Annotated in this window: 22 protein-coding genes; 8 read left to right on the top strand and 14 right to left on the bottom strand. The window is 63.5% G+C overall.

Translation table 11 applies throughout. From position 1 onward, the window contains the following. Positions 1-98: 98 nt before the first annotated feature. Positions 99-1,322, bottom strand: a complete 1,224-nt coding sequence (locus KRZ98_RS01265) for a polyhydroxyalkanoate depolymerase (RefSeq protein ID WP_217671847.1) — start codon at positions 1,320-1,322, stop codon at positions 99-101. A 124-nt stretch (positions 1,323-1,446) separates the two neighbouring features. Here KRZ98_RS01265 and KRZ98_RS01270 point away from each other — a divergent pair, with 124 nt between their 5' ends. Both KRZ98_RS01270 and KRZ98_RS01275 read left to right on the top strand, forming a co-directional pair. After that, positions 1,447-2,103, top strand: coding sequence for a glutathione S-transferase (locus tag KRZ98_RS01270; RefSeq protein WP_217671849.1), 657 nt, complete (start codon positions 1,447-1,449; stop codon positions 2,101-2,103). 41 nt (positions 2,104-2,144) lie between these two features. Further along, the gene (locus KRZ98_RS01275; RefSeq protein WP_217671850.1) at positions 2,145-3,788 is read left to right on the top strand and encodes a M28 family metallopeptidase; all 1,644 of its coding nucleotides are present in this window, start codon (positions 2,145-2,147) and stop codon (positions 3,786-3,788) included. Positions 3,789-3,797: 9 nt separating this feature from the next. Here the strand turns inward: KRZ98_RS01275 and KRZ98_RS01280 are convergent, their stop codons facing one another. The 8 genes from KRZ98_RS01280 to KRZ98_RS01315 all read right to left on the bottom strand — a co-directional run bounded on the left by KRZ98_RS01280 (position 3,798) and on the right by KRZ98_RS01315 (position 15,464). Continuing rightward, a complete protein-coding gene (locus tag KRZ98_RS01280) occupies positions 3,798-5,156 on the bottom strand; it encodes a glycoside hydrolase family 27 protein (RefSeq protein WP_217671851.1) in 1,359 nt (452 codons plus the stop codon). A gap of 41 nt (positions 5,157-5,197) precedes the next feature. Then, on the bottom strand, positions 5,198-5,899 hold the full coding sequence (locus KRZ98_RS01285; RefSeq protein WP_217671853.1) for a glutamine amidotransferase: 702 nt from the start codon (positions 5,897-5,899) through the stop codon (positions 5,198-5,200). Positions 5,900-5,969: 70 nt separating this feature from the next. Beyond that, on the bottom strand, positions 5,970-6,227 hold the full coding sequence (locus KRZ98_RS01290; protein ID WP_217671855.1) for a hypothetical protein: 258 nt from the start codon (positions 6,225-6,227) through the stop codon (positions 5,970-5,972). Positions 6,228-6,301: 74 nt separating this feature from the next. After that, complete coding sequence (gene acnA, locus KRZ98_RS01295; RefSeq protein WP_217671856.1) at positions 6,302-8,971, bottom strand: aconitate hydratase AcnA; 2,670 nt, start codon at positions 8,969-8,971, stop codon at positions 6,302-6,304. Between the two features lie 538 nt (positions 8,972-9,509). Beyond that, positions 9,510-12,272, bottom strand: a complete 2,763-nt coding sequence (locus tag KRZ98_RS01300) for a bifunctional aconitate hydratase 2/2-methylisocitrate dehydratase (RefSeq protein WP_217671857.1) — start codon at positions 12,270-12,272, stop codon at positions 9,510-9,512. 163 nt (positions 12,273-12,435) lie between these two features. After that, the gene (locus KRZ98_RS01305) at positions 12,436-14,202 is read right to left on the bottom strand and encodes a DUF885 family protein (RefSeq protein WP_217671859.1); all 1,767 of its coding nucleotides are present in this window, start codon (positions 14,200-14,202) and stop codon (positions 12,436-12,438) included. A 55-nt stretch (positions 14,203-14,257) separates the two neighbouring features. Next, on the bottom strand, positions 14,258-14,461 hold the full coding sequence (locus KRZ98_RS01310; protein WP_217671860.1) for a DUF5818 domain-containing protein: 204 nt from the start codon (positions 14,459-14,461) through the stop codon (positions 14,258-14,260). A 4-nt stretch (positions 14,462-14,465) separates the two neighbouring features. Continuing rightward, positions 14,466-15,464, bottom strand: coding sequence for a D-glycerate dehydrogenase (locus KRZ98_RS01315; RefSeq protein WP_217671862.1), 999 nt, complete (start codon positions 15,462-15,464; stop codon positions 14,466-14,468). Positions 15,465-15,592: 128 nt separating this feature from the next. Between KRZ98_RS01315 and KRZ98_RS01320 the strand changes: the two genes are divergently transcribed. Together KRZ98_RS01320 and KRZ98_RS24345 are read left to right on the top strand one after the other, a co-directional pair. Next, positions 15,593-16,063, top strand: coding sequence for an SH3 domain-containing protein (locus KRZ98_RS01320; RefSeq protein WP_254798009.1), 471 nt, complete (start codon positions 15,593-15,595; stop codon positions 16,061-16,063). A gap of 350 nt (positions 16,064-16,413) precedes the next feature. Further along, positions 16,414-16,539: a hypothetical protein gene (locus KRZ98_RS24345; protein WP_302849058.1), complete on the top strand. Its 126-nt coding sequence runs from the start codon at positions 16,414-16,416 to the stop codon at positions 16,537-16,539. 1,218 nt (positions 16,540-17,757) lie between these two features. Here the strand turns inward: KRZ98_RS24345 and KRZ98_RS01325 are convergent. The 4 genes from KRZ98_RS01325 to KRZ98_RS01340 form a co-directional block, all read right to left on the bottom strand. Continuing rightward, complete coding sequence (locus tag KRZ98_RS01325) at positions 17,758-18,111, bottom strand: YbaN family protein (RefSeq protein WP_217671865.1); 354 nt, start codon at positions 18,109-18,111, stop codon at positions 17,758-17,760. 169 nt (positions 18,112-18,280) lie between these two features. Next, positions 18,281-19,585 carry a HAMP domain-containing sensor histidine kinase gene (locus KRZ98_RS01330; RefSeq protein ID WP_217672393.1) on the bottom strand — a complete coding sequence of 435 codons (1,305 nt, stop codon included), beginning with the start codon at positions 19,583-19,585 and terminating at the stop codon, positions 18,281-18,283. Between the two features lie 171 nt (positions 19,586-19,756). After that, positions 19,757-20,422 (bottom strand): response regulator transcription factor, encoded by a 666-nt coding sequence (locus KRZ98_RS01335; RefSeq protein WP_006953141.1) that lies wholly within the window; start codon positions 20,420-20,422, stop codon positions 19,757-19,759. A 34-nt stretch (positions 20,423-20,456) separates the two neighbouring features. Further along, a complete protein-coding gene (locus KRZ98_RS01340) occupies positions 20,457-20,795 on the bottom strand; it encodes a hypothetical protein (protein WP_217671867.1) in 339 nt (112 codons plus the stop codon). A 70-nt stretch (positions 20,796-20,865) separates the two neighbouring features. Between KRZ98_RS01340 and KRZ98_RS01345 the strand changes: the two genes are divergently transcribed. Then, on the top strand, positions 20,866-22,359 hold the full coding sequence (locus KRZ98_RS01345) for a DUF389 domain-containing protein (protein WP_217671868.1): 1,494 nt from the start codon (positions 20,866-20,868) through the stop codon (positions 22,357-22,359). A gap of 3 nt (positions 22,360-22,362) precedes the next feature. Here the strand turns inward: KRZ98_RS01345 and KRZ98_RS01350 are convergent, their stop codons facing one another. After that, positions 22,363-23,094: an SIMPL domain-containing protein gene (locus KRZ98_RS01350; protein ID WP_217671870.1), complete on the bottom strand. Its 732-nt coding sequence runs from the start codon at positions 23,092-23,094 to the stop codon at positions 22,363-22,365. A gap of 140 nt (positions 23,095-23,234) precedes the next feature. Between KRZ98_RS01350 and KRZ98_RS01355 the strand changes: the two genes are divergently transcribed. From KRZ98_RS01355 to KRZ98_RS01365, 3 genes are all read left to right on the top strand, one after another. Next, a complete protein-coding gene (locus KRZ98_RS01355) occupies positions 23,235-25,016 on the top strand; it encodes an ABC-F family ATP-binding cassette domain-containing protein (protein WP_217671872.1) in 1,782 nt (593 codons plus the stop codon). A 144-nt stretch (positions 25,017-25,160) separates the two neighbouring features. Beyond that, on the top strand, positions 25,161-25,868 hold the full coding sequence (locus KRZ98_RS01360) for a VIT family protein (protein ID WP_217671873.1): 708 nt from the start codon (positions 25,161-25,163) through the stop codon (positions 25,866-25,868). A 38-nt stretch (positions 25,869-25,906) separates the two neighbouring features. Next, entirely contained in the window at positions 25,907-26,452 is a 546-nt protein-coding gene (locus KRZ98_RS01365; RefSeq protein WP_217671875.1) for a glutathione peroxidase, read from the top strand. Position 26,453 lies beyond the last annotated feature (1 nt).

Here is a 26,453-nt window from a genome sequence, read left to right on the forward strand (position 1 = left end):
ATCCTGTCCGCACTGCGCACGAAAATATCATGATTGCCGGGAAATATGCGAAGCTATGCCCCGCATTTCCTATTCGGCGCTGCCCGCGACCGGGGCTGTCAGTTCATCGACAGGATCATGTTCCGCACCTGCGGATAGACCTGCTTTTCCCATTTGCTACCCGAAAATACACCATAATGGCCGACGCCCGGCTGCAAATGATGGCGTTTGAGGTGCGGGCGCAGGCCGGTGCAGAGCGTGTGCGCTGCCGCCGTCTGGCCCACGGCGCAAACATCGTCCTTCTCGCCCTCGACCGTCAGCAGCGCGGTCTTGCGGATCGCGCCCGGATTGACGGGACGACCGCGGTGCATCAGTTCGCCCTTGGCCAGCAGGGTGCGCTGGAACACCAAGTCGACGGTTTCGAGATAAAATTCCTTGGTCATGTCCAGGACCGCGAAATATTCCTCGTAGAAGGTCTTGATCTTGTCCGCCTCGACCGTCTTGCCATCGGCCAGCAACTGGTAAAGTTCGCGATGCTGCGATCCGTGCCGCTCCATGTTCATCGCCATGAAGGCGGACAGTTGCAGGAAGCCCGGATAGACTTCGCGCCCGCGCCCGGCATAGCGGAACGGCACGGTGGAAATCAGATTCTTCTCGAACCAGTCGATCGGCTTGTCATTGGCCAGGTCATTGACCACGGTCGGGGCGACCCGCGTGTCGATCGGCCCGCCCATCAGCGTCATCGACTTGGGCGTTGCCGGGTCTTTATCCTCGGCCATGACCGCGACCGCCGCCAGAGCGGGGACGCAGGGCTGGCATACGGACAGCAGATGCGCGCCCGGCCCCATCGTCTGGAAAAACTGGATGATATAATCGACATAATCCTCAAAGCCGAAGCGCCCGGCCTCCAGCGGCACGTCGCGGGCATTTTTCCAGTCGGTAATATAGACGTCATGGTCCTGGAGCAGGGTCACCACCGTGCTGCGCAGCAAGGTGGAGAAATGACCCGACATCGGCGCCACCACCAGCACGCGCGGCTGGGCGGTGTCTACCTCATCCTTCACGAAATGCAGCAGGTCGCCAAAGGGCAGGTCCGCGACAATCTCCTCGCGCACAGCGACTTCGGCATTGCCGCTGCGTACCGAGGTAATAGCATAGGCCGGGCGCTTGTGCGTGACGCGCGCGCCCTGGAACACATCCATCAGCGCGAACATGCGGCGCGGCATGGCCCAGTCGGCCATCGGCCCCAGCTTGTCGCGCATCCCCAGCGCAATCTGCGCCCCGAAGCGTGCCGGCGCCAGCATATCGTTCCACGCCTGATAACCACTGTACAGCATTCGCATGACTATAAGCGCGCCTTGTTCAATCCGTCCATCCGAATCGGTTTACGAATGCAACGCTATACACGGATTATATGTTGCACCGCATCATCATAAATGTAGGTTAAGGCTGACCGGAGGGAATGTCATGGCCGTCGCACAACTCACTCTATCCAGTAAAAATTATTCGTCCTGGTCGCTGCGTGGTTGGTTGCTGTGTCGCATCGCGGGACTGAAGGTCGAAGAAAAGCTGATCGCGCTGGACGACCCTGAAAATCGTGCTGAGCTGCTTTTGCTCTCGCCCTCCGTGCTGGTGCCGCGCCTTACGCATGAAGGGGCTAGCGTCTGGGACACGCTGGCGATCGCGGAATATCTGCATGAGCTGTATCCTGACGCAGGCATGTATCCCGCTGACCGCATCGCCCGCGCCCATTGCCGGTCGGTGTCGGGGGAAATCCACTCAGGCTTTGCCAATCTGCGTTCCGCCTTGCCGATGAACCTGAAAGTCCGGCACGCCAAATTTCCGATCTTTTCCGGGGCCAAGCCCGACATCGAACGGATCGAAACGATCTGGGCCGAATGTCTGAACAGCTATGGCGGGCCGTGGCTGTTCGGCGAAAAGCCGACCGTCGCCGACGCCATGTTCGCGCCGGTGGCCGAACGCTTCCTGACCTATGCCGTGCCGGTGTCGGCGACGGCTGCGGCCTATTGCCGGACGATCAACAGCTGGGACATCATGCGCGAATGGATCGATGAGGCACGGGTCGAACCGGACGAGGTGGAAGAACTCGACATCGAATTCTGACGACCCTTTCCCTGATGCCGGGCAGGGGGTAAGCCCCTGTCATGACCCGTGCTTTCCTGGCTCTGAGCCTCCTCGCCCTTCCTGCTCACGCCCAGACGGTCGCGCCGCAGCAGCTCGAACAATCGGTCCGGGTGCTGGCGTCCGACCTGTTCGAGGGACGCGCCCCCGGCACGGTCGGGGAGGAGCGGACGATCGGCTATCTGGTTGGCCGGTTCCAGGCGCTGGGGCTGGAGCCGGGCGGGCCGGATGGGCAATGGGTGCAGAGCGTGCCGTTGCTCCACACCAGGCTGGGCAAGGCCGAGACGCTGGGCGTGAAGCAGGGCGATACCGCAACGCCGTGGACGGCGGGGAAGGACGTGTATCTCTCCACCCTCCAGCCCAAGGACAAGGTCGCCATCAGCGCCGCGCCTTTGGTGTTCGTGGGCTATGGCGTGTCTGCCCCCGAACGCGGCTGGGATGATTTCAAGGGCACGGACCTCAAGGGCAAGGTCGCGGTCTTTCTGATCAACGACCCGGATTTCGAGGCCGCCAAGGGCGACGATGCGGTCGGCAAGTTCGGCGGGCGGGCGATGACCTATTATGGCCGCTGGACATACAAGTTCGAAGAAGCGGCGCGCCGCGGGGCGATCGGGGCGCTGATCGTCCACGATACGCCGGGCGCTGGCTATGGCTGGAATGTGGTGATCAGTCCGGGCGGCGAAAATTACGATCTGGTCCGCGCGCCCGAAAAGCTGACCAGCCTCCAGTTGCAGGGCTGGATCGAAGGGGGCGCGGCGGCAAAGCTGTTTTCGGGCGCGGGTCTGGATTTGGCGGCGCTGCGCAAACAGGCGCGGTCGAAGCGCTTTCGTGCCGTTGAGTTGGAGGGGGCGAGCTTCTCGGCTGGCTTCCCGGTGACGCAGGACATCGTCAAGAGCGCCAACGTCCTCGCCCGCATCCCCGGCACCAAGCGGCCTGACGAAACGGTGATGTACGGCGCGCATTGGGACGCCTATGGCAAGGGCGCCCCCGACGCGCAGGGGCGCGTCTATCGTGCCGGGGCCAATGACGACGCGCTGGGCATCGCCGGGCTGTTCGAGATTGCCCGCGCCTTCAAGGCTGGCCCCGCGCCTGATCGTAGCGTCCTGTTCGCCGCCTGGACCGCAGAGGAGCGGGGATTGCTGGGGTCCGAACATTATGCGCAGAACCCGGTCTGGCCGCTCGACAAGACCGTCGCCAACCTGACGCTCGACATTCTCCAGACGGCTGGCAAGGCGAAGGACGTCATTCTGGTCGGCAAGGGGCAGGGGACGCTGGAGGATGATCTGGGCAAGGCTGCCGCCGCGCAGGGCCGGGTCGTGACGCCCGAAAGCCTGCCCGAACGCGGGCTATTCTACCGCGCCGATCATTTCTCCATGGCCAAGCGCGGCGTGCCGGTGCTGCTGATGATGGGGATTGCGGGCGCGTCCGATCTGGTCGAGGGAGGGCGCGTAGCGGGTCAGGCCTGGGTCGATGCCTATACCGGCCAATGCTATCATCAGGCCTGCGATGCGGTCGACGCGACATGGAAGCTGGACGGGGCAGCGCAGGATGTGGAGCTGATGCTGGACATCGGCCGCGACCTCGCGACATCGACCCGCTGGCCGCGATGGAAGCCGGGGTCGGAGTTCAAGGCGGTGCGGGACGCAAGCGCGGCGGCGCGGCCCTAAGGCGCTGGTTCAACGCAGCCGGTAGAGGGCAGCCCCATGCGGCGGCAACATCGCCGAGATGCGATCCGCCTGCCGTGGCAGCGCCTTGCCCTCCCACAGGTCATGCACGGCGACCGGCTTGCTGATCCCAAGGTCGCGTAACTTGATGCCGACCTCGCGCGCCTTGTCGCCGGTGTTGAACAAAGCGACATAGCGATCGGTGCCGCCGTCCGCCCATGCCGACCAGACACGCACGCCATCTTCGACGAAATGCGGGCAATTGCCATGGCTGGCCTGATTGACGGCCAGCACGTCGCCATTGGTCAGCAGCGCCAATGTCGCGCTATCGAGATGTCGCAAATCGCCGCCCATGATCAGCGGCGAACGGGCGATCGCCCACAGCGTCATCAGCGTGCGCTGCTCGTCCGGGGTGAAGCGCGTGTCCCTTTCCCCCAGCGCCAGCCGACCGAGTGGCAGCATGTCGGCATCGGGCCAACTGTCCGGGCCGCGGTAGGGTGTCCAATTCTCAAGGCGGGTAAATTGCGCCTCCAGCATCGTCCAATCGTCCCAAAAGTCATCGGAAATACGCCACATCTGCGCGAAGCGGCGGACATGGTCGCCCCGGATGACGGGGGTTTCGCCCGGTGAGAGGCTGAGGATGATCGGCCGTCCGCTGGCCAGAATCGCCTTATGTGCGGCCTCGATCTCCGCTGCATGGGCGTCATAGGGACGGCTCATATCGTCCATCTTCACGAAATCGACGCCCCAATCGGCATAGAGGCGGAAGATGCTGTCATAATAGGCTTGCGCGCCGGGGCGGGCCATGTCGACACCATACATGTCCGGGTTCCATGAGCAGAGGCTGGCTTGGTCTGCGATATCGGCCGCGCGGTAGGACGTTCCCAGGATCGGCAGATTTTGCTCGACCGCCGCGCGCGGGATGCCGCGCATGACATGGATGCCAAATCGCAGGCCCAGATCATGCACCGCCTTTGCCAGCGGCGCAAAGCCGCGCCCATTGGCGCTGGACGGAAAGCGATTGGGCGCGGGTATCATGCGTCCATAGGCGTCCATCGCGGGTTTGGGTTTGGCATTATAGGTGTAGCTGGAGGCTTCGGGTTCATACCATTGGATATCGACGGTGAAGATATCATAGCCAAAGGGGAGCAACTTATCGGCCATGATCCCGGCAGTTTCGCGTGCCTGCGCTTCGGTGATGGTGGTGGCAAAGCTGTTCCAGCTGTTCCAGCCCATGGGCGGGCGCGGGGCGAGCGATCGATCGCGTCGCTGTGGCGCGGCGTTGACCCGTGCGGATGTGGCCCCGGCTACTCCTGCGACCCCCACGGTCAGCAGGGTGCGGCGACTGGCGTTCCAATGGAGAGTTTTCATTTGTCGGAGTTAATGCGAAATCGATGACAAGATCAAGCGCGCTATGCTTTGACCCCTGCCAGCCATTCGCCGATCATCGCGCGGCCCGCCGCCACCGCGCCGGGGCCGTGATCGTCATGGTCCTGCCGCAGGGCGATGCCGCACTGGCCCGCGACGTCCAGATCGGCCCAGAAATGGGTCAGCCATTCGTCGAAGCGGGCATCCTCGCCCATTTCGGCATGGAATTGCAGCGCCAGAAGGTTGGGTCCGCGGCGGAAGGCCTGATGCGCGTAGAGGTCCGTCGAGGCCAGAAGGTCGACGCCATCGGGCAGGTCGAACGTGTCGCTGTGCCAGTGCAGCACCGGCACGCCATCGATATGGCGGAGCGGCGATTGCGCGCCGGTGGTATTGACCGAGACTGGCGCAAAGCCGAGTTCCATCCGCCCGCCCGGATAGACTGGCGCGCCCAGCGCCGCCGCAATCATCTGGCTGCCCAGGCACACGCCCAGCGTCGGCCGGTCACGGTCCAGCCGGGCGGCGAGCTTGTCGATCTGTATCGGAATCCAGGGGTGGACGTCGGCCTCATAGACGCCCATCGGCCCGCCCATCATGATCAGCAGGTCGGGTTCGCACAGGTCGACGCCTGCAAAATCCGGGCTGGCCACATCGACCCGGTCGATATGATAGCCCGCCGCTTCGATCGGCTGGAGATATCCCGCGGCCCCTTCGCGGGGAACATGGCGGACAATGAGCGCTCTTTTCATTCTGCGGCGATGCTAACCAAGGTAGAAGAGGCGCGCCAGCCCAGCCTTTCTTGGGGCCGGGAAAACGGACCTATTCGCGCACGCCCCGATCCCGCCGGGCGATCCGCCACAGCGCGACGAAGCCGATGCCGCTCCAGATGATATTGAGGACCATGGAGGGTATCGCGCCGTGCCACCATGTGTTGAGGACGAAGAAGGCCGCGCCCAGCGCGTTGAGCCATTGGAACGCCGTCGATTCGCCGGTCAGACGCCCGCTCGATACGCCAAGATAGGCGCCCAGAACGAGCAGCGCGCCGGTCCAGCCGACGATTTCAACCAAGATGTTCATCGCTGCCCCTGACAGGAAAAAGGGCGCCGCCCGGTAGGAAGCGCCCTTCTGCCTTAGCCTAGCCTATGGGGCGATCAAGCAGCCAGCTTGCGCAGCACATATTGGAGGATGCCGCCGTTCAGGAAATATTCCAGCTCGTTGATCGTATCGATCCGGCAGAGCGCGGTGAAGGTGAAGGTCGATCCGTCGGCGCGGGTGACCAGCACGTCCACGTCCTGACGGGGTTTCAGGTCCGCGACACCGGTGATGGTGAAGCTTTCATCGCCGGTCAGGCCCAGCGTATCGCGCGTGTCGCCATTTTTGAACTGGAGCGGCAGCACGCCCATGCCGACAAGGTTTGAGCGGTGGATGCGCTCGAAACTTTCGACGATGACCGAACGGACGCCCAGCAGGTTGGTCCCCTTCGCCGCCCAATCGCGCGAGGAGCCGGTGCCATATTCCTTGCCCCCGATGACGACCAGCGAGGTGCCGTCGGCCTTATGCTTCATCGCCGCGTCATAGATGGGAAGGGTTTCGCCCTTGTAGCTGGTCATGCCGCCTTCGACTCCGTCCAGCATCAGATTCTTGATGCGGATATTGGCGAAGGTGCCGCGCATCATGACTTCATGATGGCCGCGCCGCGCGCCGTAGCTGTTATAATCGGCCTGCGCGACCTGATGTTCGGACAGCCACTTTCCCGCAGGGCTGGACGCCTTGATCGAGCCTGCGGGCGAGATGTGATCGGTGGTGATCGAATCGCCGAATATGGCCAAGGGCTTGGCTTCGATGATGTCGGTGACCGGTGCCGGGGTCATGGACAGCCCTTCGAAATAGGGCGGGTTGGCGACATAGGTCGAGCCTGCGCGCCAGCTATAGGTGTCGCTGCCGGTGACGTCGATCGCCTGCCAATGGGCGTCGCCCTTATAGACATTGGCGTAGCGCGCCTGAAACATGGCGCGGTCCATGCAGCCTGCCATGGTCGATGCGACCTCGTCATTGGTGGGCCAGATGTCTTTGAGATAGACATCGTTGCCCGCGCTGCTGACGCCGATGGGCGTTGTGATGAAATCCTCGATCACCGTGCCTTTGAGCGCGTAGGCGACCACGAGCGGGGGCGAGGCCAGGAAGTTGGCGCGCACGTCGGGCGAGACGCGGCCTTCGAAATTGCGGTTGCCGGAGATGACGGCGGCGGCGACCAAACCATTGTCGTTGATCGCCGCGCTGATCGGCGGGGCCAGCGGGCCGCTATTGCCGATGCAGGTGGTGCAGCCATAGCCGACCAGGTTGAAGCCGATGGCGTCGAGATGGCTCTGGAGACCTGCGCGTTCCAGATAGTCGGTCACGACCTGACTGCCCGGCGCGAGCGAGGTCTTGACCCAGGGTTTGGGCTTGAGGCCCAGTTCGTTGGCTTTCTTGGCGACGAGGCCCGCGGCGACCATGACGCCGGGGTTCGACGTGTTGGTGCAACTGGTGATCGCGGCGATGGTGACGTCGCCGTCGCCAATGTCGAAATCCTTGCCCTCTACGGCCACGCGCTGTTGCGCCTTCTTGTATGTGTTGACGAGGTCGGCGTTGAATACGTCATCGACTTGCGGCAGCGAGACGCGATCCTGCGGACGCTTGGGACCGGCAAGGCTGGGGACAACGGTAGCCAAGTCCAGTTCCAGTGTGTCGGTGAATACGAGGTCGGCTGACGGGTCGATCCAGAAGCCCTGCTCCTTCGCATAGGCTTCGACCAGCGCGATGTTGTCATCGCTACGGCCGGTCAGGCGCATATAGTCGAGCGTCTTGTCGTCAATGCCGAAGAAGCCGCAGGTCGCGCCATATTCCGGGGCCATATTGGCGAGCGTCGCGCGGTCTGCGAGCGACAGGCTGGCGAGGCCGGGACCGAAATATTCGACGAAGCGACCGACCACGCCACGCGCGCGCAGCATCTGGGTGGCCGTGAGGACGAGGTCGGTGGCGGTCACGCCTTCCTGCAACTCGCCCGTGAATTTGAAGCCGACGACTTCGGGGATGAGCATGGAAACGGGCTGGCCGAGCATCGCGGCTTCGGCTTCTATGCCGCCCACGCCCCAACCCAATACACCCAGACCGTTGATCATGGTGGTGTGGCTGTCGGTGCCGACGCAGGTGTCGGGATAGGCGACCAGATTGCCGTCCGCATCGACCGAGGACCAGACGGCCTGCGCGATATTTTCCAGATTGACCTGATGGCAGATACCGGTGCCGGGGGGGACGGCGTAGAAATTGGCGAGGGACTTGCTGCCCCATTTCAGAAAGTCGTAGCGCTCCATATTGCGCTGATATTCGATTTCCACATTCTGCTCGAACGCCTTGGGCGTGCCGAATTCATCGACCATGACGCTGTGGTCGATGACGAGATGGACAGGTACTTGCGGGTTGATCTTGCTGGCGTCGGCACCCAGCGCGTTCATCGCGTCGCGCATCGCGGCGAGATCGACGACGCAGGGGACGCCGGTGAAATCCTGGAGCAGCACGCGGGCCGGGCGATACTGGATTTCGCGCTCGGCCTTGCCCCTGTCCTTCTGCCAGTCGATGATCGCCTGGATATCCTCGACCGTGACGGTGACGCCATCTTCAAAACGGAGCAGATTTTCGAGCAGCACCTTCATCGAGAAGGGCAGGCGGGAGACGTCGCCAAGCTTGGCCGCGGCTTTTTTGAGCGAATAAAAGGCGATGTCCTTGCCCTCGACATGCAATGTGTCGCGCGTGCCAAGTGTGTCCTGTCCGATGGCGGTCATGAATGTGCGTCTCCTCGCGGTAGCTTCGCCCCGGTCGAGCGGGGAACGCATGAACCATGGGTCGAAGCAGCTATGTCCCGGTGTAGCAGGGAGATAGGCATTGCGGGCGGCAAATCAATTGGCCGGTCGGCCAAGGTGTGCGTTTGGGAGGCAGGAGAGATCGGGCGTCGCCTGTCGCCATAGGACTGCCGAGTGCGGCATCATTGGCGTGCCCAACAAAGCCGATCCTCCCCTTTGTGGGTAGGGCTATCGCATATGAGCCGGACATCATTTTACTTCGTCATGCTGAATTTATTTCAGCATCCATTTCTCGCCATGAACAGCCGCTTGAGCTGGAGAAATGGACCCTGAAACAAGTTCAGGGTGACGGTGAAGGGGGGGGGCGGTTCCATATGCGATTCCCCTGTCTTTAAGGGGAGGTGGATGGCCGCAGGCCAGACGGAGGGGTGTCGCCCTATCGTTAGGGTGACACCCCTCCGTCAGCATTTCGTGCCGACACATCCCCTTGCAGGGGACGATTGTCTGCCAGCCCTCCGGTTCAGTGGGCGACGGGCGGGGCGAACTTGGTCAGGTCGATGCCGACGACGGCGCTCTTATATTCATCCATGCTGGGCGTGCGGCCAAGAATGGAGGACAGAACGACGACCGGAGTTGAGGCCAGCAGCGATTCACCCTTTTTCTCGTCTGTATCTTCCACGACGCGGCCCTGGAACAAGCGGGTCGAGGTGGCCATGACGGTGTCGCCCTTGGCGGCCTTTTCCTGATTGCCCATGCACAGGTTGCAGCCGGGACGTTCGAGATACAGGGTATTTTCATAAGCGGTGCGGGCCGCGCTCTTGGGGGCGACATCGTCAAATTCGAAGCCGGCATATTTTTTGAGCACGTCCCAATCGCCTTCGGCCTTCAGTTCGTCGACGATGTTGTAGGTGGGCGGCGCGACGACCAGCGGGGCCTTGAACTCGACCTTGCCTTCGGCAGCTTCGATATTTTTGAGCATCTGGGCCAGGATCTTCATGTCGCCCTTATGCACCATGCACGAACCGATAAAGCCCAGATCGACCTTCTTGGTGCCGCCATAATAGGAAACGGGGCGGATCGTGTCGTGGGTGTAGCGCTTGGACACGTCCGCATTGTTGACGTCCGGGTCGGCGATCATCGGTTCGTTGATCAGGTCCAGATCGACAACCACCTCGGCGAAATATTTGGCGTTGGGGTCGGGCGCCAGCGCGGGCTTCACGCCCGAACGGATTTCCGCGATCCGCGCGTCGGCCTTGTTAATCAGGCCCTGCAGCGTGCCGGCGGCATTTTCCATGCCCTTGTCGATCATGATCTGGATGCGCGACTTGGCGATCTCCAGCGACTCGATCAGCGTTTCGTCCTGCGAGATGCAGATCGACGCCTTGGCCTTCATTTCGGCGGTCCAGTCGGTGAAGGTGAAGGCCTGATCGGCCAGCAGCGTGCCGATATGGACTTCGATGATGCGACCCTGGAACACATTTTCGCCAAACTGGGCGAGCATCTGCGCCTGGGTCGCGTGGACCACGTCGCGGAAGTCCATATAGGGCTGCATCTGGCCCTTGAAGGTGACCTTGACCGACTGCGGGATCGGCATGGTAGCTTCGCCCGTCGCCAGCGCCAGCGCAACCGTGCCGGAGTCCGCGCCGAAGGCCACGCCCTTCGACATGCGGGTGTGGCTGTCGCCGCCGATGATGATCGCCCAGTCGTCCACGGTGATGTCGTTCAGCACCTTGTGAATGACGTCGGTCATCGCATGATAGCGGCCCTTGGGGTCGCGCGCGGTGATGAGGCCAAAATTATTCATGAAGGACATGAGCTTGGGGATATTGGCCTGCGCCTTCTTGTCCCAGACCGACGCGGTGTGGCAGCCCGATTGATAGGCGCCGTCGACCAGCGGCGAAATGACGGTGGCCGCCATCGCTTCGAGTTCCTGCGCGGTCATCAGGCCGGTCGTGTCCTGCGACCCGACGATGTTCACCGTGACGCGGACGTCCGACCCGGCGTGCAGCACCTTGCCCGGCGCGACGCCGACGGCATTGCGGTTGAAGATTTTTTCGACCGCCGTGAGGCCCTGGCCCTCGACCGAAATTTCCTTGTTCGGCGCGAAAACGAGCGGCGCTTCGACGCCCAGCGTTTCGGCGGCGAAGGTCTGGAGCTTCTTGCCGAACACGATGGCGTAGCTGCTGCCCGCCTTCATGAATTCCATCTTCTGCGGGGTGAAGGCGGAGGCGACATCGACCAGCTCATTGCCCGCTTCGTCGGTCAGTTTCTTGTTCTTGACGTCGATCTTGAGAACGGTGCCGGTCGCGACCGAGAATGCTTCCTCCAGCACCGGATTGCCATCATTGTTCAGGATGGCCTTGCCATCCGGGCCGGTCATCTTGACCCAGTTTTTAAGGTTGATGCCGATGCCGCCGGTCACGTCCACGGTGGTCGCGAAGATGGGCGAGATGCCGTTGGTGCCGCCGACGACCGGGGCATAGTTGACGAAAGGCACATAGGGACTGGACTGTTTGCCGGTCCACAGCGCCACATTGTTGACGCCCGACATACGCGAGGAGCCGACGCCCATCGTGCCTTTCTCCGCGATCAGCATGACGCGCTTGTCGGGGTGCTGGGCCTTCAATGCCACGATTTCCTGCTGCGCCTGCGGCGTCATCATGCACAGGCCGTGCAGTTCGCGGTCGGAGCGAGAGTGCGCCTGATTGCCCGGCGAGAGCAGGTCGGTCGAGATATCGCCTTCGCCAGCGATGTAGGTGACGACCTTGATCTCATCCTCGACATCGGGGAGCTTGGTGAAGAATTCGGCCTGGGCGTAGCTTTCCAGCACGTCCTTGGCGACGGCGTTGCCCGCCAGATAGGCGTCGCGCAGGCGGAACATATCGGCGTCGTAGAGGAAGAATTGCGTCTTGAGGACGTCGCCGGCCTGAACCGCGATCGCGGCATCATCGCCAAGCGCGATGTCGAGCAGCACGCCGATCGAGGGGCCGCCTTTCATATGGCTGAGCAGTTCGAGCGCGAAGGCGGGGGTGATTTCCGGGACGGTCACTTCGCCCAGGATGATCTGCTTGAGGAACGCGGCCTTGGCTGCGGCTGCGCTCGTGGTGCCGGGCAGCGTGTTGTAAATGAAGAATTTGAGCGCGTCGGCGCGATGTTCGCTTGCCGCATCCTGGATGATGGCGATGATTTCGGTGAGCAGGACACCGTCGTCGATCGGCTTGGGCGCAAGTCCCTGAGTCTTTCGGCTGTCGATTTCGGCCAGATAATCCAGGTAAATGCTCATCTTTTCCCCAACGTCATAAAGTGCACGGATTCGACGCGCAGCGCCACTTGCCGATCTTTATGCCCGGTCTGGGGAGCTGTCGGCCCCCGGTAGGCGAACCGACACGGATTGGCAAGCCGCCGCAGCGCAGCAAAAATGGCTTGGGGCCGTTGGGTGGGACGGGTCAGCGCGCTTTTTGCGCCGCGATCCAGGCGTCGATCTGGCTGTCCAGCACCGTCAGCGGCACCGCGCCCTGCGCCAGTACGGCGTCGTGGAAGGCGCGCAGGTCGAATTTCGGACCCAGTGCCGCCTCCGCCTTTGCCCGCAATTCGCGGATTTTGATCTCGCCCAGCTTGTAGCCCAGCGCCTGGCCCGGCCAGCTGATATAGCGATTGACCTCCGCATCGATATTGGCGTCGGACAGCGCGCTGTTATCCTTCATGAAGGCGACGGCGCGGGCCTTGTCCCAGCCCTTGGCATGGATGCCGGTATCGACCACCAGACGGCAGGCGCGCCACATTTCGTAGGAGAGGCGACCCATCATCTTTTCGGGCGTGTCGTACAGGCCCATCTCTTCACCCAGATATTCGGTGTAGAGCGCCCAGCCTTCGACATAGGCGGTGAAGCCTGCGAGATATTTGCGGAACGGGGGCAGCGGTAATTCCTGTTGCAACGCGATCTGGTTGTGATGCCCTGGCACCGCTTCATGGGCGGTCAGCGCGGGCAGTTCCCAAAAGGGGCGCTGGTCGAGTTTCGAGGTGTTGACGTAGTATGTCCCCGCAATGCCGCTTTCGGGGGAGCCGGGCATATAATAGGCGGTGGTCGTCCCTTCGGCTTCGGCGGCGGGGATGGGTTTGAGGCCATAGGGCAGGCGGGGCAGGGTGCCGAAATAGCGGGGGAGCAGGCCGTCAATCGCCTTGGCCTGACGCGCGGCGACTTGCAGCAGTTCTTCCGGCGTCTTGGCATAATAGCGCGGATCGGTGCGCAAATGGGTGGTGAAGGCAGCGCGGCTGGAATAGCCTGCCTTGGCCGACACTTCATCCATGCGGGCGCGGATGCGGGCAACTTCGGACAGGCCGATGGCATGAATCTGGTCCGGCGTCAGGTCGGTGGTGGTATGGGCGCGGACCCGGCTGGCATACCAGGCCGCGCCGCCCGGCAGGGTGGAGGCGCTGTCGCTCTTGCGGCAGGCGGGCAGATAATCCTTCACGAACAGGTCGTGCCATTTGCCATATTCGGGGGCGATGACATCGCGGATCAGGGTCGCGGCGCGGGCCTGCATCGCGGCCCAGTCCGCATCGCTGATGTCGCGGGGCTTGGCGCGGGTGAAGGGTTCGTAGAAGCGGGTGTCCTGCGGCTGGCCCGCGACGATGCCGCTGATGCTGGCGGCATATTTGCCCAGAACCGAGCAGGGCTGGACATAGCCGCCCCTGATCGCCTGCCGCGTGATGGCCAGCGCATCGCCATTTTGCCTGGGGTAGAGCGAGAGGCGCGTCAGATAGCTGTCATAGTCGGCGCGGTTGTAGAAGGGCAGGCCGTCGCCCATGCTGGCAAAGCCCTGATGCCAGCCATAATAGGTGGTGAACAGCATCAGCCGTTCGGCGGGATGCGCTTCGCCGGCAATATCATCACGCAGCATCCAGAGCAGCACGGCGCGGTTGACGCGATCGCTGGCGTCGAGGCCGGTGTCAGCGATCGCGTCGAGCCGGGCGACGAAGGCCTGCTCCGCCTTGATCTGCGCGGCGCGGCCCGCCAGCGAAATGTCGTAGATGCGGTCGTCATAGCTGCGGACGCCGCGTGCGGTGGCATCGACCGGATGGACCGAAAGCCACCAGGCCCAATGATCGTCCAGGACTTTGGTGAGGGCGTCATGGGGCGTTTGCGCCTGCGCCATAGCGGGGCTGGCGGTGGCGACGAGGGGGGCGAGGAGGAGGGCGATGATATTGCGCATGGGCCAAGGGATCGCGCGTCCCGGCGCATTTGGCAAGGGGATCAGGCCGGGGAGATCAGGCCGGTGCGACGCCGTCCGCTTCGACGATGTCGTCGCCAGCGTGGAAACCGCGCACCCGGACCCGCTTTTCGACCAGATCGACAGGAACGCGCAGCAGGACGAGGCGATAGGTGCCGCCACTATCACGCCGGAGCAGGAAACCGGCGGCGTCGCGGACCAGTCGCCCGGTTTCGTCCACCGCTGCGCCAACCTCCGTCACGCGGTCAGACCCAGCCTTCCAGCACCTGATTGGGCGGGCGGTGGCCATCGACCCAGCTGCGGATATTGGCGATGACGCGCGCGCCGGTGGCGTCGCGGCCCTCGAAGGTGGCGGACCCCATATGCGGCAGCAGCACGACATTGGAGAGGGCGAAGAGGCGGGGATCGACCGCGGGTTCGTGGGTATAGACGTCCAGCCCCGCGCCCGCGATGCGGCCTTCGTCCAGCGCGACGATCAGCGCGGCTTCGTCGGTGATTTCCGCGCGGGATGTGTTGATGAGATAGGCGTCGGGGCGCATCAGCGCGATCCGCCGGGCGTCGATCAGGCCGCGCGTGTCGGCGTTGAGCGGGCAGTGGATCGACACGATGTCGCAGGCGGCGAGCAGGCCGTCGACGTCGCCGACCCATTCAGCCTCCAGTTCCTGCTCCACCTCGAACGGCAGGCGGTGGCGGTTGTGATAGGCGATGGTCAGGCCAAAGGCACGGGCGCGGCGGGCAACAGCGCGACCGATGCGGCCCATGCCGATGATGCCGAGCTTCTTGCCGCCGATGCGGTGGCCCAGCATCCCCGACGGACTCCAGCCGCGCCATTCGCCGCTGCGCACCAGCTTCTCGCCCTCGGCCAGGCGGCGGGGGACCGACAGGATCAGCGCCATCGTCATGTCGGCGGTATCCTCGGTCAGGACGCCGGGCGTATTGGTGACGATGATGCCTTTGGCGCGGGCGGCGGTCAGGTCGATATGATCGACGCCGCTGCCGAAGCTGGCGATGAGTTGCAGCCGGTCGGGCGCAGCGGCGATCAGTGTGGCGTCGATCTGGTCGTTGATGGTGGGCACCAGCACGTCGCATTGCGCCATGGCGCGGGCGAGTTCGGTGCGGCTCATCGGCTGATCACCGACATTGAAGCTGGCGTCGAACAGTTCGGCCATGCGCGCCTCCACATTGGGGGGCAGGCGTCGCGTGACGATGACGCGCGGCTTGGCGGGGCGCGGTTTTTTGGCCATGTCCCGCCGCTATGCCCGCCCGCGCCATCGGTCAAGCGCTTATGGCGGATCGGGCAAGTCTGCGGTTGTCGCGGGGGCGGCGCAGCGGCTATGGGAAGGCCATGGGTGACAGGAAAAACAGGTCTGGCATGAAGCGCATCTGGCTGGGCGCGGGCGTCGTTATGGCGCTGGGCGTTGCGGGCGGCGCGGTGATCGCGGCGGGGAAGCCCGTGCCTTACTGGGCGTCGATTTCGCAGCCGGAGGCGCGGATGCGGGTCGGGCCAAGCCTGGATTACCCGTCCAACTGGATCTACCGCCGCCGCGACCTGCCGGTGAAGGTGGTGCAGGTGCTGGGCCTGTGGCGCAAGGTCGAGGACCCGGACGGCGCGCAGGGGTGGATGCATGTCCGCCTGCTGAGCGACACGCCTACCGGCGTGGTGCGGGTGGCCGAAGCGCCGATGCGCGAATCAGCGAGCGATGGCGCGCGGACGCTGTTCCGCGCGCAAAAGGGCGTGGTCGGGCGCCTGTCCGACTGTTCGGGCGGGTGGTGCAGCTTCGACGTGAAGGGCCAGCGCGGTTATGTGAAGGCGCAGGATGTCTGGGGCGCGACCGACAAATAGGATTTGCGGGGCTTAACTTCGCATATTTCCCGGTGATTGCGATATTTTCGTGCGTACTGCGGACAGGATGTTACGCGGGGCGGTGGTTGCGGGCGGTGCGGAAGTTCGCAAACTTCGCCCGTGTCGCGTGTGGGGGATTTGCGCGGGCGTGCTGGGGTGGACGATGGGAAAGAGCTGGGCACGGGTGTAGCAGGTGGGGTGGTTGTAGGACAGCGTGTGGGTCTGGCTAGGGTGGTTAGCGGAATGGCGGCTTTCAATCAGTTTACTTCCGCGAGGTCCTATAGATAGACCTGAACAACAGGTATCCACCGACCACCAAAACGAAAATCATCCATAGACCAGTCACGACCATGATGGTTTTGCCTGTAGATGAAGCATCGGACCATTTCCCGGTAAAAGGGACGGTCAAAATCGCTGGAGTGAACGCCAAAAGAAACAGCTTTGCTTCATTGCGCCTGGATCGCCGCAAGCCGTGAAAACGATCATTCGCAGTCCTGCCATGGAATAGACGGCGGAGAGCGGCTTCCTCGCGTTTCGTCCATCGACCAATGGTATTTCGAATGCTCATGGGCGATAGGCTCTCATGATGGAGCGCTGTAGCAGGGCATTTATAATGTCCGCTAGCGGGGAAAGATATTTCTAGTCCGAACGGCAAAAACTGGTCGTTCGGCGACAGTCCGCTTTGCCCGGCTGTTAACCATCTTCATGAACCAGTCTCTTGCAAGAGGTTACGGTTGTAACACTGAAAATGCACGCAAATCTGCGATTTTAGGGAATGGCCGTCAGGGGTGGATGGCGGACGCGCGGCTTACGACATCAGGATTTGATAGTGTAGGCCCTTAAAACGGACAGACCGCGCTCCTTTACGTTCATTCGGTTGTCTAGCATTTCATATTGGAAATATACGTTCCAGCGCGCTGCTCGGTAGGTCACATTGGTCGCACAGTTGCTAAGCGATCCGACTTTTATCGAGTTTCTCAGGCAGATCGACGTTCCCCATGGCCGCTTAACGATGAAGGCGTCGGGAGAAGATCTGAATTGAAAGCTACCTCGGTAAATGTAGGGTATTCCCTTTCGTTCAGCATCAATCCTGTTTTCAATTATCTCTCGATCGTCATATTCGAGGTTGATGCTTTGTTGTCGATCCTCTTCAGGCGTTACATATGCTACAAAGGACGGGCGAGACGCTCCATCATCTGTGATACTTCTATAAAAGTCGTGTCGGGGAAAGCGCAGATATGCATCGCCAACGTGAACTACTTCCGGCGGCTTTGGACCACACCCTGCGAGTAGCGTCACATATGCGAGAATTGGCATTCGGAATGGCATAGCGTCTCCTTCGGGATGCCTAGTAGCAAGAAGGCGTTAAAGGTCCGCTTCTGGTCGTTCATTGCCACGGTGACGAAGGTGGTGTGGCGGCCTCTCGATATGTCTGCGCCGCCTGCGTCGGTCCCCCTCTTCCAACTTCGCCTAACCTCATAGCGATCGGTAAGGCTGCGTATCCTTCTCCCCCGTGGGGAGAAGGGAGGGGGGCGCTGTTTGCTATCAATTAAACAGCGTCGTCATCCTGACGGAAGTCAGGATCCATTGGCTCTACGTTTGCGCTCAATCGCTAGTCTTGCGGGAATGGATCCCGGATCAAGTCCGGGATGACGAAGTGAGGGAACTGGCGTCGTTCTTCTAGCGATCCCCCCTCACGCTTCCGGGCGGGTCCAGATCCAGGTGCCGCCGATCAGGGCGGCGGTGAGGGGGAGGAGATACCAGGGCCAGGGGGAGAGGAAGAGGGCGAGGGTGGCGCTGAAGGTGAAGGCGGCGAGCGCGGCTTTCTTGCCGCGGCGGCTGATCGCGCCGCGGTCCCGCCAGCGGCGGATGTGGGGGCCAAAATGTTTGTGGTCCAGCAGCTTTGTCTCCAGCGCGGGACTTGAGCGGGCGAAGCAGAAGGCGGCGAGGATCATGAAGGGGACGGTGGGGAGCAGCGGCAGGAAGGCGCCGATCGCGCCGAGGCCGAGCGAGGCGAAGCCGGCGATGAGGTAGAGGTGCCGCCGCATGGGGTTCCTGTTCTGGCCGGGGTGGGGCGTGAGATGCTATTGCTTCGCAGGTGCGGGGGTGGATGGCAAGGGTGGAGGGTGGCTTTGGCGTCGTGCCCCCTCATCCAACTTCGTCTAAGCCGCTTCGCGGCCAAGGCTTCGTATCCTTCTCCCCCGTGGGGAGAAGGTTTTAGGCCGCAGGGAGTTTTAGGCGGACCAGGAGGCCGCCCAGATCCTCGCTTTCTTCCAGAGTGACGGTGCCGCCGTAGATTTCGGCGACGTCGCGGACGATGGCCAGGCCAAGGCCGGTGCCGGGTTTGCCGGAATCGAGGCGGACGCCGCGGTCGAAGATGCGGGTGCGCTCCTCCGGGGGGATGCCGTTGCCGTCATCCTCGACCAATATCTCGACCATGTCGCCTGCGCGCTGGACTGTTGCGAATACGCTGCCGCCGCCATATTTGGCGGCGTTTTCGACGAGGTTGCCGAGCATTTCGTCGAGATCCTGCCGCTCGACACGGACGGCGGCGTTCTTGTCGCCGTCCATATCGACGCGGACATGGGCATAGAGGCGGGCGACGGCGCGTTCGACGGCGGTGAGGCTGGCCCAGACGTCGGCGCGGCTCTGCGCGGCACCGCGCCGCCCGACGGCGCGGGCGCGGGCGAGGTGATGATCGACCTGCCGCCGCATGGTGGTGGCTTCGCGGATCACCGTTTCGCCAAGGTCGGGCGCCTGCGCGGTAGCGGCGTTCATGATGACGGTCAGCGGGGTCTTGAGCGCATGGGCGAGGTTGCCCGCATGGGTGCGCGCTTCCTCCGCCTGCCGTTCGTTATGGGCGAGCAGGGCGTTCAACTCCTCGACCATGGGGAGCACTTCGGCGGGCATGGGTTCGGTGACGCGGCTTTTGAGGCCGTCGCGCATACGGATGATTTCCAGCCGCACCTTGCGCAAGGGGCGCAGGCCGTAAATGGTCTGGAGCGTGGCCAGCACGAACAGGCCGAGCGCGAGCAGGGCGAAGCTCTGCACCAGCGTGGTGCGCAGGGTGCGGATCTGGGCGTTCAGCCCTTGGCGCGCTTGCGCTACGACAAACATCCAGCGGGTGTTCGATCCGGGCAGGACGACGGTGCGCTCCATGATGCGCAGATCTTCGCCGGGAAATTGCTTGCTGTCATAGACGTGGAGGTGGCGGTCATGATGATCGGCGGGGACCTTGATCGCGCGGTCCCAGAGCGAGCGGGAGCGCCAGTCCTCATGCCCCTTCGCGCTGACCTGATAATAGAGGCCGCTATTGGGTTCGAGGAAGCGCTGGTCGGCGAGTTCGCGGTTGAAGAGGACTTCGCCGTCGGGGCCGATTTCCGACGCGGCGATCATCGCGGTCAGCACATAATTCATGCCATCGTCGAAATTGCGGGTGATGGCGTCCGTCAGCACCCGGTCCAGCGCCACGCCGCCGCCAACCAGCAGCACGCTGATCCACAGCGCGGCGATGCCGATCATCCGGCGGCTGATGGAGCCGGTGGAGTGGACGGGGAGAGGGGTGATGGGATCGGTCATATTTTCAGACTGTTCCCATATCCGTTCGCCCTGAGCTTGTCGAAGGGCCGTCCTTCTTAAGAAAGTGCAGGGCTTCGACAGGCTCAGCCCGAACGGGGTAGGGGGAAAGGCTGCTTACCGCCCCGGCTCGTCCAGGCTGTAGCCAAGGCCGCGGATGGTGGTGATGACGTCCGCGCCCAGTTTTTTGCGGATGCGGGTGACGAACACTTCGATCGTGTTGGAATCGCGGTCGAAATCCTGGTCGTAGATGTGTTCGATCAGTTCGGTGCGGCTGACCACCTTGCCCTTGTGGTGGAGCAGGTAGGACAGGAGCTTATATTCCTGCGCGGTGAGTTTTACCGGATCGCCGCTGAGCGTTACTTTACCCGATCGCGTGTCGAGGCGGACGTCGCCTGCGGTCAGTTCGCTCGACGCATTGCCCGACGCGCGGCGGATGAGGGCGCGCAGGCGGGCGATGAGCTCTTCGGACTGGAAGGGTTTGGCGAGATAGTCGTCAGCGCCCGCGTCCAGCCCCGCCACCTTATCCGACCAGCTGTCACGCGCGGTCAGCACCAGCACGGGGAAGGCGCGGCCTTCCTTGCGCCAGCGGTCCAGAACGGTCAGGCCGTCAATGGTGGGAAGGCCAAGGTCCAGCACGACCGCGTCGTAATTTTCGGTCGAGCCAAGGAAATGCCCGTCCTCGCCATCGGTGGCGAGGTCGACGGCATAGCCCGCGCCCTCCAGCGTGTTCCTGAGCTGCTGGCCCAGACTTGGTTCATCCTCGACGATCAGCAGACGCATGGGCTGTTCCGTTTCTATTCCGTGTCAGGCGCGGTCAGCGCGCCCAGCCGATGATATCGCCTGTCCGGCCGTCCGCATCAACCCACATGACCTTGCCGTCCTTCACATATTTCAGGCGGTAACGGTTGGAGGATGGGTTGAATTCGCTGCCGACATAGCTGGCCCCGTTCATCTGCGAATCGACGCGGCGCTTGATCATGGCGAAGGGCATGACCTGGCCTTCGAGCATGGCGCGGCGCGCGGCGTCCTGCTCATCGCGTCGTCCGCCTGCGTCTGCAACGGGGACCAGCGCGAGTGCGGCCCCCATGGCGATGATTCCGGCGATCAGACTTTTGCGCATCATATTCATGGGCATGGCATAGGCGGAAGGCATTGAACAGGTGGTGAATGAAGCGACGTTGCAGGCTGGCAAGCCGTATCATCCTGCCTTATGCCCCGTAAACATGGCCATTCAAGATCAAGCCTCCGTCGTCGATCCACCCCTTTGGCGCGCCGTGCCGCGATGGTGGCGCAGCCATGTGATCCGCGAAATCGACCATGAAAGCGTGGTCGAGCGGGTGCGCGAGGATGATGGATGGACGCCGCGCTATGCGTTCATGATCCTGATGTCGGCGGGCATTGCGGTGCTGGGGCTGTTGCTGTCGTCGCCGGCGGTCGTGATCGGCGCGATGCTGATTTCCCCGCTGATGGGACCGATTGTCGGGCTGGGCTTTGCGCTGGCGACGACGGATTCGCAGGAAATCCGGCGCACGCTGACGACGCTGGCAGGCGGGGCGGCGGTGGCGATATTCTTTACCGCCTTCATCGTCCTGCTATCGCCCTTGCAGACCGTGACGAGCGAGATTGCGGCGCGGACCCGGCCCAATCTGTTCGACCTGATGGTGGCGCTGTTTTCGGCGCTGGCCGGTGCCTATGCGATGATCCGGGGAAAGTCCGGGACGATCGTGGGCGTGGCCATAGCCACTGCGCTGATGCCGCCGCTGGCGACTGTGGGCTTTGGGCTGGCGACGCTCAATGGCACGGTGGCGGGGGGCGCGTTCCTGCTGTTCTTCACCAATTTCGTGACGATCGCGCTGGCAGTGGGGATCATGGCGCGCCTCTATGGCTTTGGGCGCACGCTGTCGCCGCGACAAAGCTGGGTGCAGACCAGCTTCATCATCGTGATTTTCGTGGCGCTTGCCATGCCGCTGGGATTGTCCCTGCAAAAAATTGCGTGGGAAGCACGGGCGTCGCGGGACGCGCGCGACATCATACGCCGCGAATTTCCCGACGATGCCCGGATCAGCCAGATCGACCTGGATTTCGATGCCAAGCCATTGGCCGTCACCGCCAGCGTGCTGACCAGCCGCTATGAGAAAAATGCGGCGGCGCGCGCGTCGCGCATCCTGACCGATGTGCTGGGCCAGCCGGTCATGCTGGATATTGAGCAGATTCGCGTGGGCGAAGGCACCGACACGGAATCCGCGCAATTGCTGGCGACGCAGAATGTGCGGCGGGAGGTGCAGGGCCAGGTCGCGCGGATGACCGAGCATCTTGCGCTGGTCGCGGGCGTTTCCATGGATGGGGTGACGGTGGATAGCGGCAACAAGCGGGCGGTGGTGCGCGCAAGGCCGCTGCCCGACGCCGGGCTGGCCAGCTATCGCGAACTGGAGCGGCGGGCCGCCGCCATGACGCCGGGCTGGACGATAGAGATAGCCCCGCCGGTTCTGCCATTGCCGACCCTGTCGATCGACAGCGACGATGTGCCGAGTGATGCCGATCAGCTGGCGCTGGCGCTTTGGGCGGCGCAGCGTGTCGGTATCCCGGTGGATGTCGCGGTGCGCGGGGCAGGGCATGAGGCGCTGCTCAAGCGCTTTACCGATCGGGGCATTGATGCGCGGATCGTGGCCGGGGCCAGCGCGGACCGGGCGGTCCTGCGCTGGCGTGTTGAGGAATGAGGATCAGCGTTCCAGCGCGTATTGCACCGTCAGGGTGACCGATGCGCTGACCTGGCCGGGTTCGACCGGGGTGGTGGGGGCAGCGTCGGCCTTGAAGCGGGCGCTTTGCAGCATCGGCATGGGGGGCTGGCCGCCGCTGTTGCTTTCGGCGATCGAAAGCAGGCGGGCGGAGCGGTAGCCTGCGGCCTGGGCGTAGAAATCGGCCTGGGCCTTGGCGCTCTTGAGCGCGGCACCGCGGGCCTGCACCAGCATCGGCGCGGTATTGTCGATCGCGAAGGTCGGGCCGTTGATGTTGGTCGCGCCTGCGGCCACCATGGCGTCGAGCAGCGGGCCGACCTTTTTGATGTCGCGCAGTTTGACGGTCAGCTGGTTCGACGCGTCATATCCGATGAAGCGCGCGCCGCTGGGTTCGCCTTCGCGCTGGTTATAGTCATATTGCGCGGAGAGGTTGATGCCGCTGGTCTGGATATCCTTTTTCGCGATCCCGGCCTTGGCGAGGGCGGCGATCAGCTTCTCGGTCTTTGCCGCATTGTCCTGCATCGCGGCCTGCGCAGTGGGCGCGCGGGTCTGGACGCCGGTGCCGACGGTGGCGATGTCGGGCGACCCCTCGACGCTTTCGGTGACGTTCAGGGTCACGACCGGCGCGGTTTCGGCGATGGTCACATTGGTCTGGGCAATGGCGGCCATCGGCAGCGACGAAGCGGCAAGCGCCATAAGGGCGAGGGCGGATTTCATGGGGGGAACTCTCCTGTTGGGATGTCGCCTGTTTGTGACGGCTGCGATGAATGGATGCTGACATGCGTTGAAAGCCGTCAGACAGGTTGGGGCTCCACGGCCTCTTGCCCCGGCGCGCGCAACGCCCTAGCTGCACGCGCATGGCAGCACCTCTTCTTTCGTTTGAAAATCTCGGCCTCTCGCAGGGCAGTCACTGGCTGTTTCGCGGGATGGATATTCATGTCGGCGCGCGCGACCGGCTGGCGCTGATCGGGCGCAACGGCGTGGGCAAGACGACCTTGCTCAAGCTGCTGGGCGGGCAGATCCAAGCGGACGAAGGCGTGCGGTCGGTGCAGCCGGGCGCGCGGATCATCACGCTGGAGCAGGACCCGGACGTCAGTGCGTTCGCGACACTGCATGATTTCGCGCTGGCGGGTGAGTTTGCGCCACCCGCGCATGAAGTGGAGGCGATTGCCGACCAGCTGGGCATCGACCTGTCGCGTGAGGCCAAGACAGCGAGCGGCGGCGAGCGGCGGCGGGCGGCGATTGCGCGGGCCTTGGCGAGCGAGCCGGACCTGCTGCTGCTGGACGAGCCGACCAACCATCTGGATATTGCCGCGATCGACTGGCTGGAAAACTGGCTGGCGCGCTATAATGGCGGCTTCATCGTCATCAGCCATGATCGCGCCTTCCTGACCCGGCTGACGCGGCAGACGCTGTGGCTGGACCGGGGGCAGATGCGGCGCAACGAGATCGGCTTTGGCGGTTTCGAGCAGTGGATGGAAGCGGTCTATGCCGAAGAGGCGCGGGCGGCGGAAAAGCTGGACGCGAAGCTGAAGATAGAGGCGCACTGGCTGGAGCGGGGCGTCACAGCGCGGCGCAAGCGCAACCAGGGGCGGCTGGCCAAGCTGTGGGAAATGCGCGAGACGCGCGCGGCGATGAACGGGCCGCAGGGCGTCGCCAAGATCGCGGTGGCCAGCGATGACAGCAAGACCAAGAGCGTGATCAAGGTCGAACATGCCACCAAGATGTTCGGCGACCGCACGATCATCGACAATCTGTCGCTGCGGGTCCAGCGCGGCGACCGGATCGGCATTGTCGGCGGCAATGGCGCGGGCAAGACGACGTTGCTGAAGCTGCTGACCGGCGAGTTGCAGCCTGACAGCGGGACGGTGAGCCAGGCCAAGACGCTGGACATGATCTTCATCGACCAGCAGCGCAGCTTGATGCAGGGCGACAAGACGGTGCGCGAAGTGCTGGCCGAGGGGGGCGACTGGATCGACGTGCGCGGAGTGCGCAAGCATGTCCATGGGTATCTGAAGGACTTTCTGTTCGATCCGAGCCTTGCGGAGGCGAAGGTCGCGACACTGTCCGGCGGGGAGCGCTCGCGGCTGCTGTTCGCGCGGGAATTTGCGCGTGAATCCAACCTTTTGGTGCTGGACGAGCCGACCAATGATCTGGATCTGGAAACGCTCGACCTGTTGCAGGAAGTCATTGCCGATTATGACGGCACGGTGCTGATCGTCAGCCATGACCGCGACTTTCTGGACCGGACGGTGACGGTCACGCTGGGGCTGGACGGGACCGGCGTGGTCGATGTGATCGTGGGCGGCTATGCCGACTGGATCGCCAAGCGCGATCCGCGCAAGACGGTGAAAGCCGAGAAGAAGGCGGTCGCCGCGCCCGCGCCGCCGAAACCGGTGTCGGCCAAGCTCAGCTACAAGGACCAGCGCGACCTGGAGCTGCTGCCCAAGCGGGTCGAGGAACTGGAAGCAGCGATTGCGCGGGACGAGGATTTGCTGGCGGACCCGGCGCTTTATACGCGCGATCGCAAGCGCTTCGATGCGCTGACCGGCGCGATCGAGAAGGCGCGGGCGGAGAAAGAAGCGGCGGAAATGCGCTGGCTGGAACTGGCGGAGAAGGCGGAAGGACTGGCGGGTTAAGGCTGATGTGTTCCCGCGCAGGCGGGAACCCAGTTGATAGCGTGGGACTGGGCTCCCGCCTGCGCGGGAGCACGTATCATGGGACACTCGACTTCGCGCCAAACCGACGGCAGGGTGGGGCAGGAACGTAACGAGGGCTGACCAATGGACACTGTAACCGACCAGCCGCATCATGCCGTTCATTATGTGAACCGGGTCGGCTGGCTGCGCGCGACGGTGCTGGGGGCCAATGACGGGATTGTGTCGACCGCCAGCCTGATGACAGGCATCGCCGCGTCCGGGGCGGACGGGCAGACGATATTGCTGACCGGCATCGCGGCGCTGGTGGCGGGCGCGATGTCGATGGCGGCGGGGGAATATGTCTCCGTCAGTGCGCAGTCGGATACGGAGCGCGCCGACCTGGCCAAGGAGCGTCATGCGCTGGCCGCGCAGCCGGACGAGGAATGGGCGGAGCTGCGCGACATCTATGTCGAGCGCGGCCTGACGCCCGATCTGGCGGGGCAGGTGGCGCAGCAGTTGATGGCTGCCGATGCGCTGGGCGCGCACGCGCGCGACGAACTGGGCATTTCCGATATCGCCACGGCCCGGCCGGTGCAAGCGGCGCTGGCGTCGGCGGCGAGCTTTGCCGTGGGGGCCGCGCCGCCGGTGCTGGTTGCGGCGATCGTGCCGGCGGGCAGCGCGATTGTCGCGATCGTAGGCCTGTGCCTGCTCTGCCTGGCGCTGCTGGGCTATGTCGGTGCGCGGCTGGGCGGTGCGCGGGTGGTGCGATCGATCAGCCGGACCCTGTTCTGGGGCGCATTGGCGATGGCGGTGACGGCGGGTGCGGGGCATCTGTTCGGCGCGGCGATATAGTGGCAGGCTACACGCAAATTTTCACAGGAGACGATCATATGACCGACATTCAGCAGATTCCGCTCAAGACGATCAAGGGCTCGGACACGAGCCTGGCGGACTATGCGGGCAAGGTGGTGCTGGCGGTCAATGTCGCGTCCAAATGCGGCCTGACCCCGCAATATGAAGGGCTGGAAAAGCTCTACGCCGATTATAAGGACAAGGGGCTGGTGGTCGCGGGCTTCCCCGCCAATGATTTCGGCGCGCAGGAACCGGGGACCAACGACGAGATCGCGACCTTCTGCACCACCAATTTCGGTGTCGATTTCCCGATGTTCGAGAAGATCGTGGTGACCGGGCCGGACAAGCATCCGCTCTATGCCGCGCTGACCAGTGCTGTGCCGGAAGCGCAGGGCGATGGCGATGCGTTCCGCGAGAAGCTGAAAGGCTATGGCATGACCCCCAATCCGGTGCCGGAAGTGTTGTGGAATTTCGAGAAATTCCTGATCGCCAAGGATGGCAGCGTGGCGGCGCGCTTTGCGCCGACGACCGCGCCGGACGACACGGCGCTGGTCGCGGCCATCGAGGCGGAACTGGCCAAGTGAG

It is taken from the genome of Sphingobium sp. AS12 (assembly GCF_019097845.1).
In the GTDB taxonomy this organism is placed as follows: Bacteria; Pseudomonadota; Alphaproteobacteria; order Sphingomonadales; family Sphingomonadaceae; genus Sphingobium.

What these genes read in the sequence shown, in the direction of transcription:
- KRZ98_RS01265 (WP_217671847.1), bottom strand. Translation starts at nt 1,322, where the DNA reads ATGCGAATGCTGTACAGTGGTTATCAGGCGTGGAACGATATGCTGGCG.
- KRZ98_RS01270 (WP_217671849.1), top strand. Translation starts at nt 1,447, where the DNA reads ATGGCCGTCGCACAACTCACTCTATCCAGTAAAAATTATTCGTCCTGG.
- KRZ98_RS01275 (WP_217671850.1), top strand. Translation starts at nt 2,145, where the DNA reads ATGACCCGTGCTTTCCTGGCTCTGAGCCTCCTCGCCCTTCCTGCTCAC.
- KRZ98_RS01280 (WP_217671851.1), bottom strand. Translation starts at nt 5,156, where the DNA reads ATGAAAACTCTCCATTGGAACGCCAGTCGCCGCACCCTGCTGACCGTG.
- KRZ98_RS01285 (WP_217671853.1), bottom strand. Translation starts at nt 5,899, where the DNA reads ATGAAAAGAGCGCTCATTGTCCGCCATGTTCCCCGCGAAGGGGCCGCG.
- KRZ98_RS01290 (WP_217671855.1), bottom strand. Translation starts at nt 6,227, where the DNA reads ATGAACATCTTGGTTGAAATCGTCGGCTGGACCGGCGCGCTGCTCGTT.
- acnA (WP_217671856.1), bottom strand. Translation starts at nt 8,971, where the DNA reads ATGACCGCCATCGGACAGGACACACTTGGCACGCGCGACACATTGCAT.
- KRZ98_RS01300 (WP_217671857.1), bottom strand. Translation starts at nt 12,272, where the DNA reads ATGAGCATTTACCTGGATTATCTGGCCGAAATCGACAGCCGAAAGACT.
- KRZ98_RS01305 (WP_217671859.1), bottom strand. Translation starts at nt 14,202, where the DNA reads ATGCGCAATATCATCGCCCTCCTCCTCGCCCCCCTCGTCGCCACCGCC.
- KRZ98_RS01315 (WP_217671862.1), bottom strand. Translation starts at nt 15,464, where the DNA reads ATGGCCAAAAAACCGCGCCCCGCCAAGCCGCGCGTCATCGTCACGCGA.
- KRZ98_RS01320 (WP_254798009.1), top strand. Translation starts at nt 15,593, where the DNA reads ATGAAGCGCATCTGGCTGGGCGCGGGCGTCGTTATGGCGCTGGGCGTT.
- KRZ98_RS24345 (WP_302849058.1), top strand. Translation starts at nt 16,414, where the DNA reads ATGATGGTTTTGCCTGTAGATGAAGCATCGGACCATTTCCCGGTAAAA.
- KRZ98_RS01325 (WP_217671865.1), bottom strand. Translation starts at nt 18,111, where the DNA reads ATGCGGCGGCACCTCTACCTCATCGCCGGCTTCGCCTCGCTCGGCCTC.
- KRZ98_RS01330 (WP_217672393.1), bottom strand. Translation starts at nt 19,585, where the DNA reads ATGATCGGCATCGCCGCGCTGTGGATCAGCGTGCTGCTGGTTGGCGGC.
- KRZ98_RS01335 (WP_006953141.1), bottom strand. Translation starts at nt 20,422, where the DNA reads ATGCGTCTGCTGATCGTCGAGGATGAACCAAGTCTGGGCCAGCAGCTC.
- KRZ98_RS01340 (WP_217671867.1), bottom strand. Translation starts at nt 20,795, where the DNA reads ATGCCTTCCGCCTATGCCATGCCCATGAATATGATGCGCAAAAGTCTG.
- KRZ98_RS01345 (WP_217671868.1), top strand. Translation starts at nt 20,866, where the DNA reads ATGGCCATTCAAGATCAAGCCTCCGTCGTCGATCCACCCCTTTGGCGC.
- KRZ98_RS01350 (WP_217671870.1), bottom strand. Translation starts at nt 23,094, where the DNA reads ATGAAATCCGCCCTCGCCCTTATGGCGCTTGCCGCTTCGTCGCTGCCG.
- KRZ98_RS01355 (WP_217671872.1), top strand. Translation starts at nt 23,235, where the DNA reads ATGGCAGCACCTCTTCTTTCGTTTGAAAATCTCGGCCTCTCGCAGGGC.
- KRZ98_RS01360 (WP_217671873.1), top strand. Translation starts at nt 25,161, where the DNA reads ATGGACACTGTAACCGACCAGCCGCATCATGCCGTTCATTATGTGAAC.
- KRZ98_RS01365 (WP_217671875.1), top strand. Translation starts at nt 25,907, where the DNA reads ATGACCGACATTCAGCAGATTCCGCTCAAGACGATCAAGGGCTCGGAC.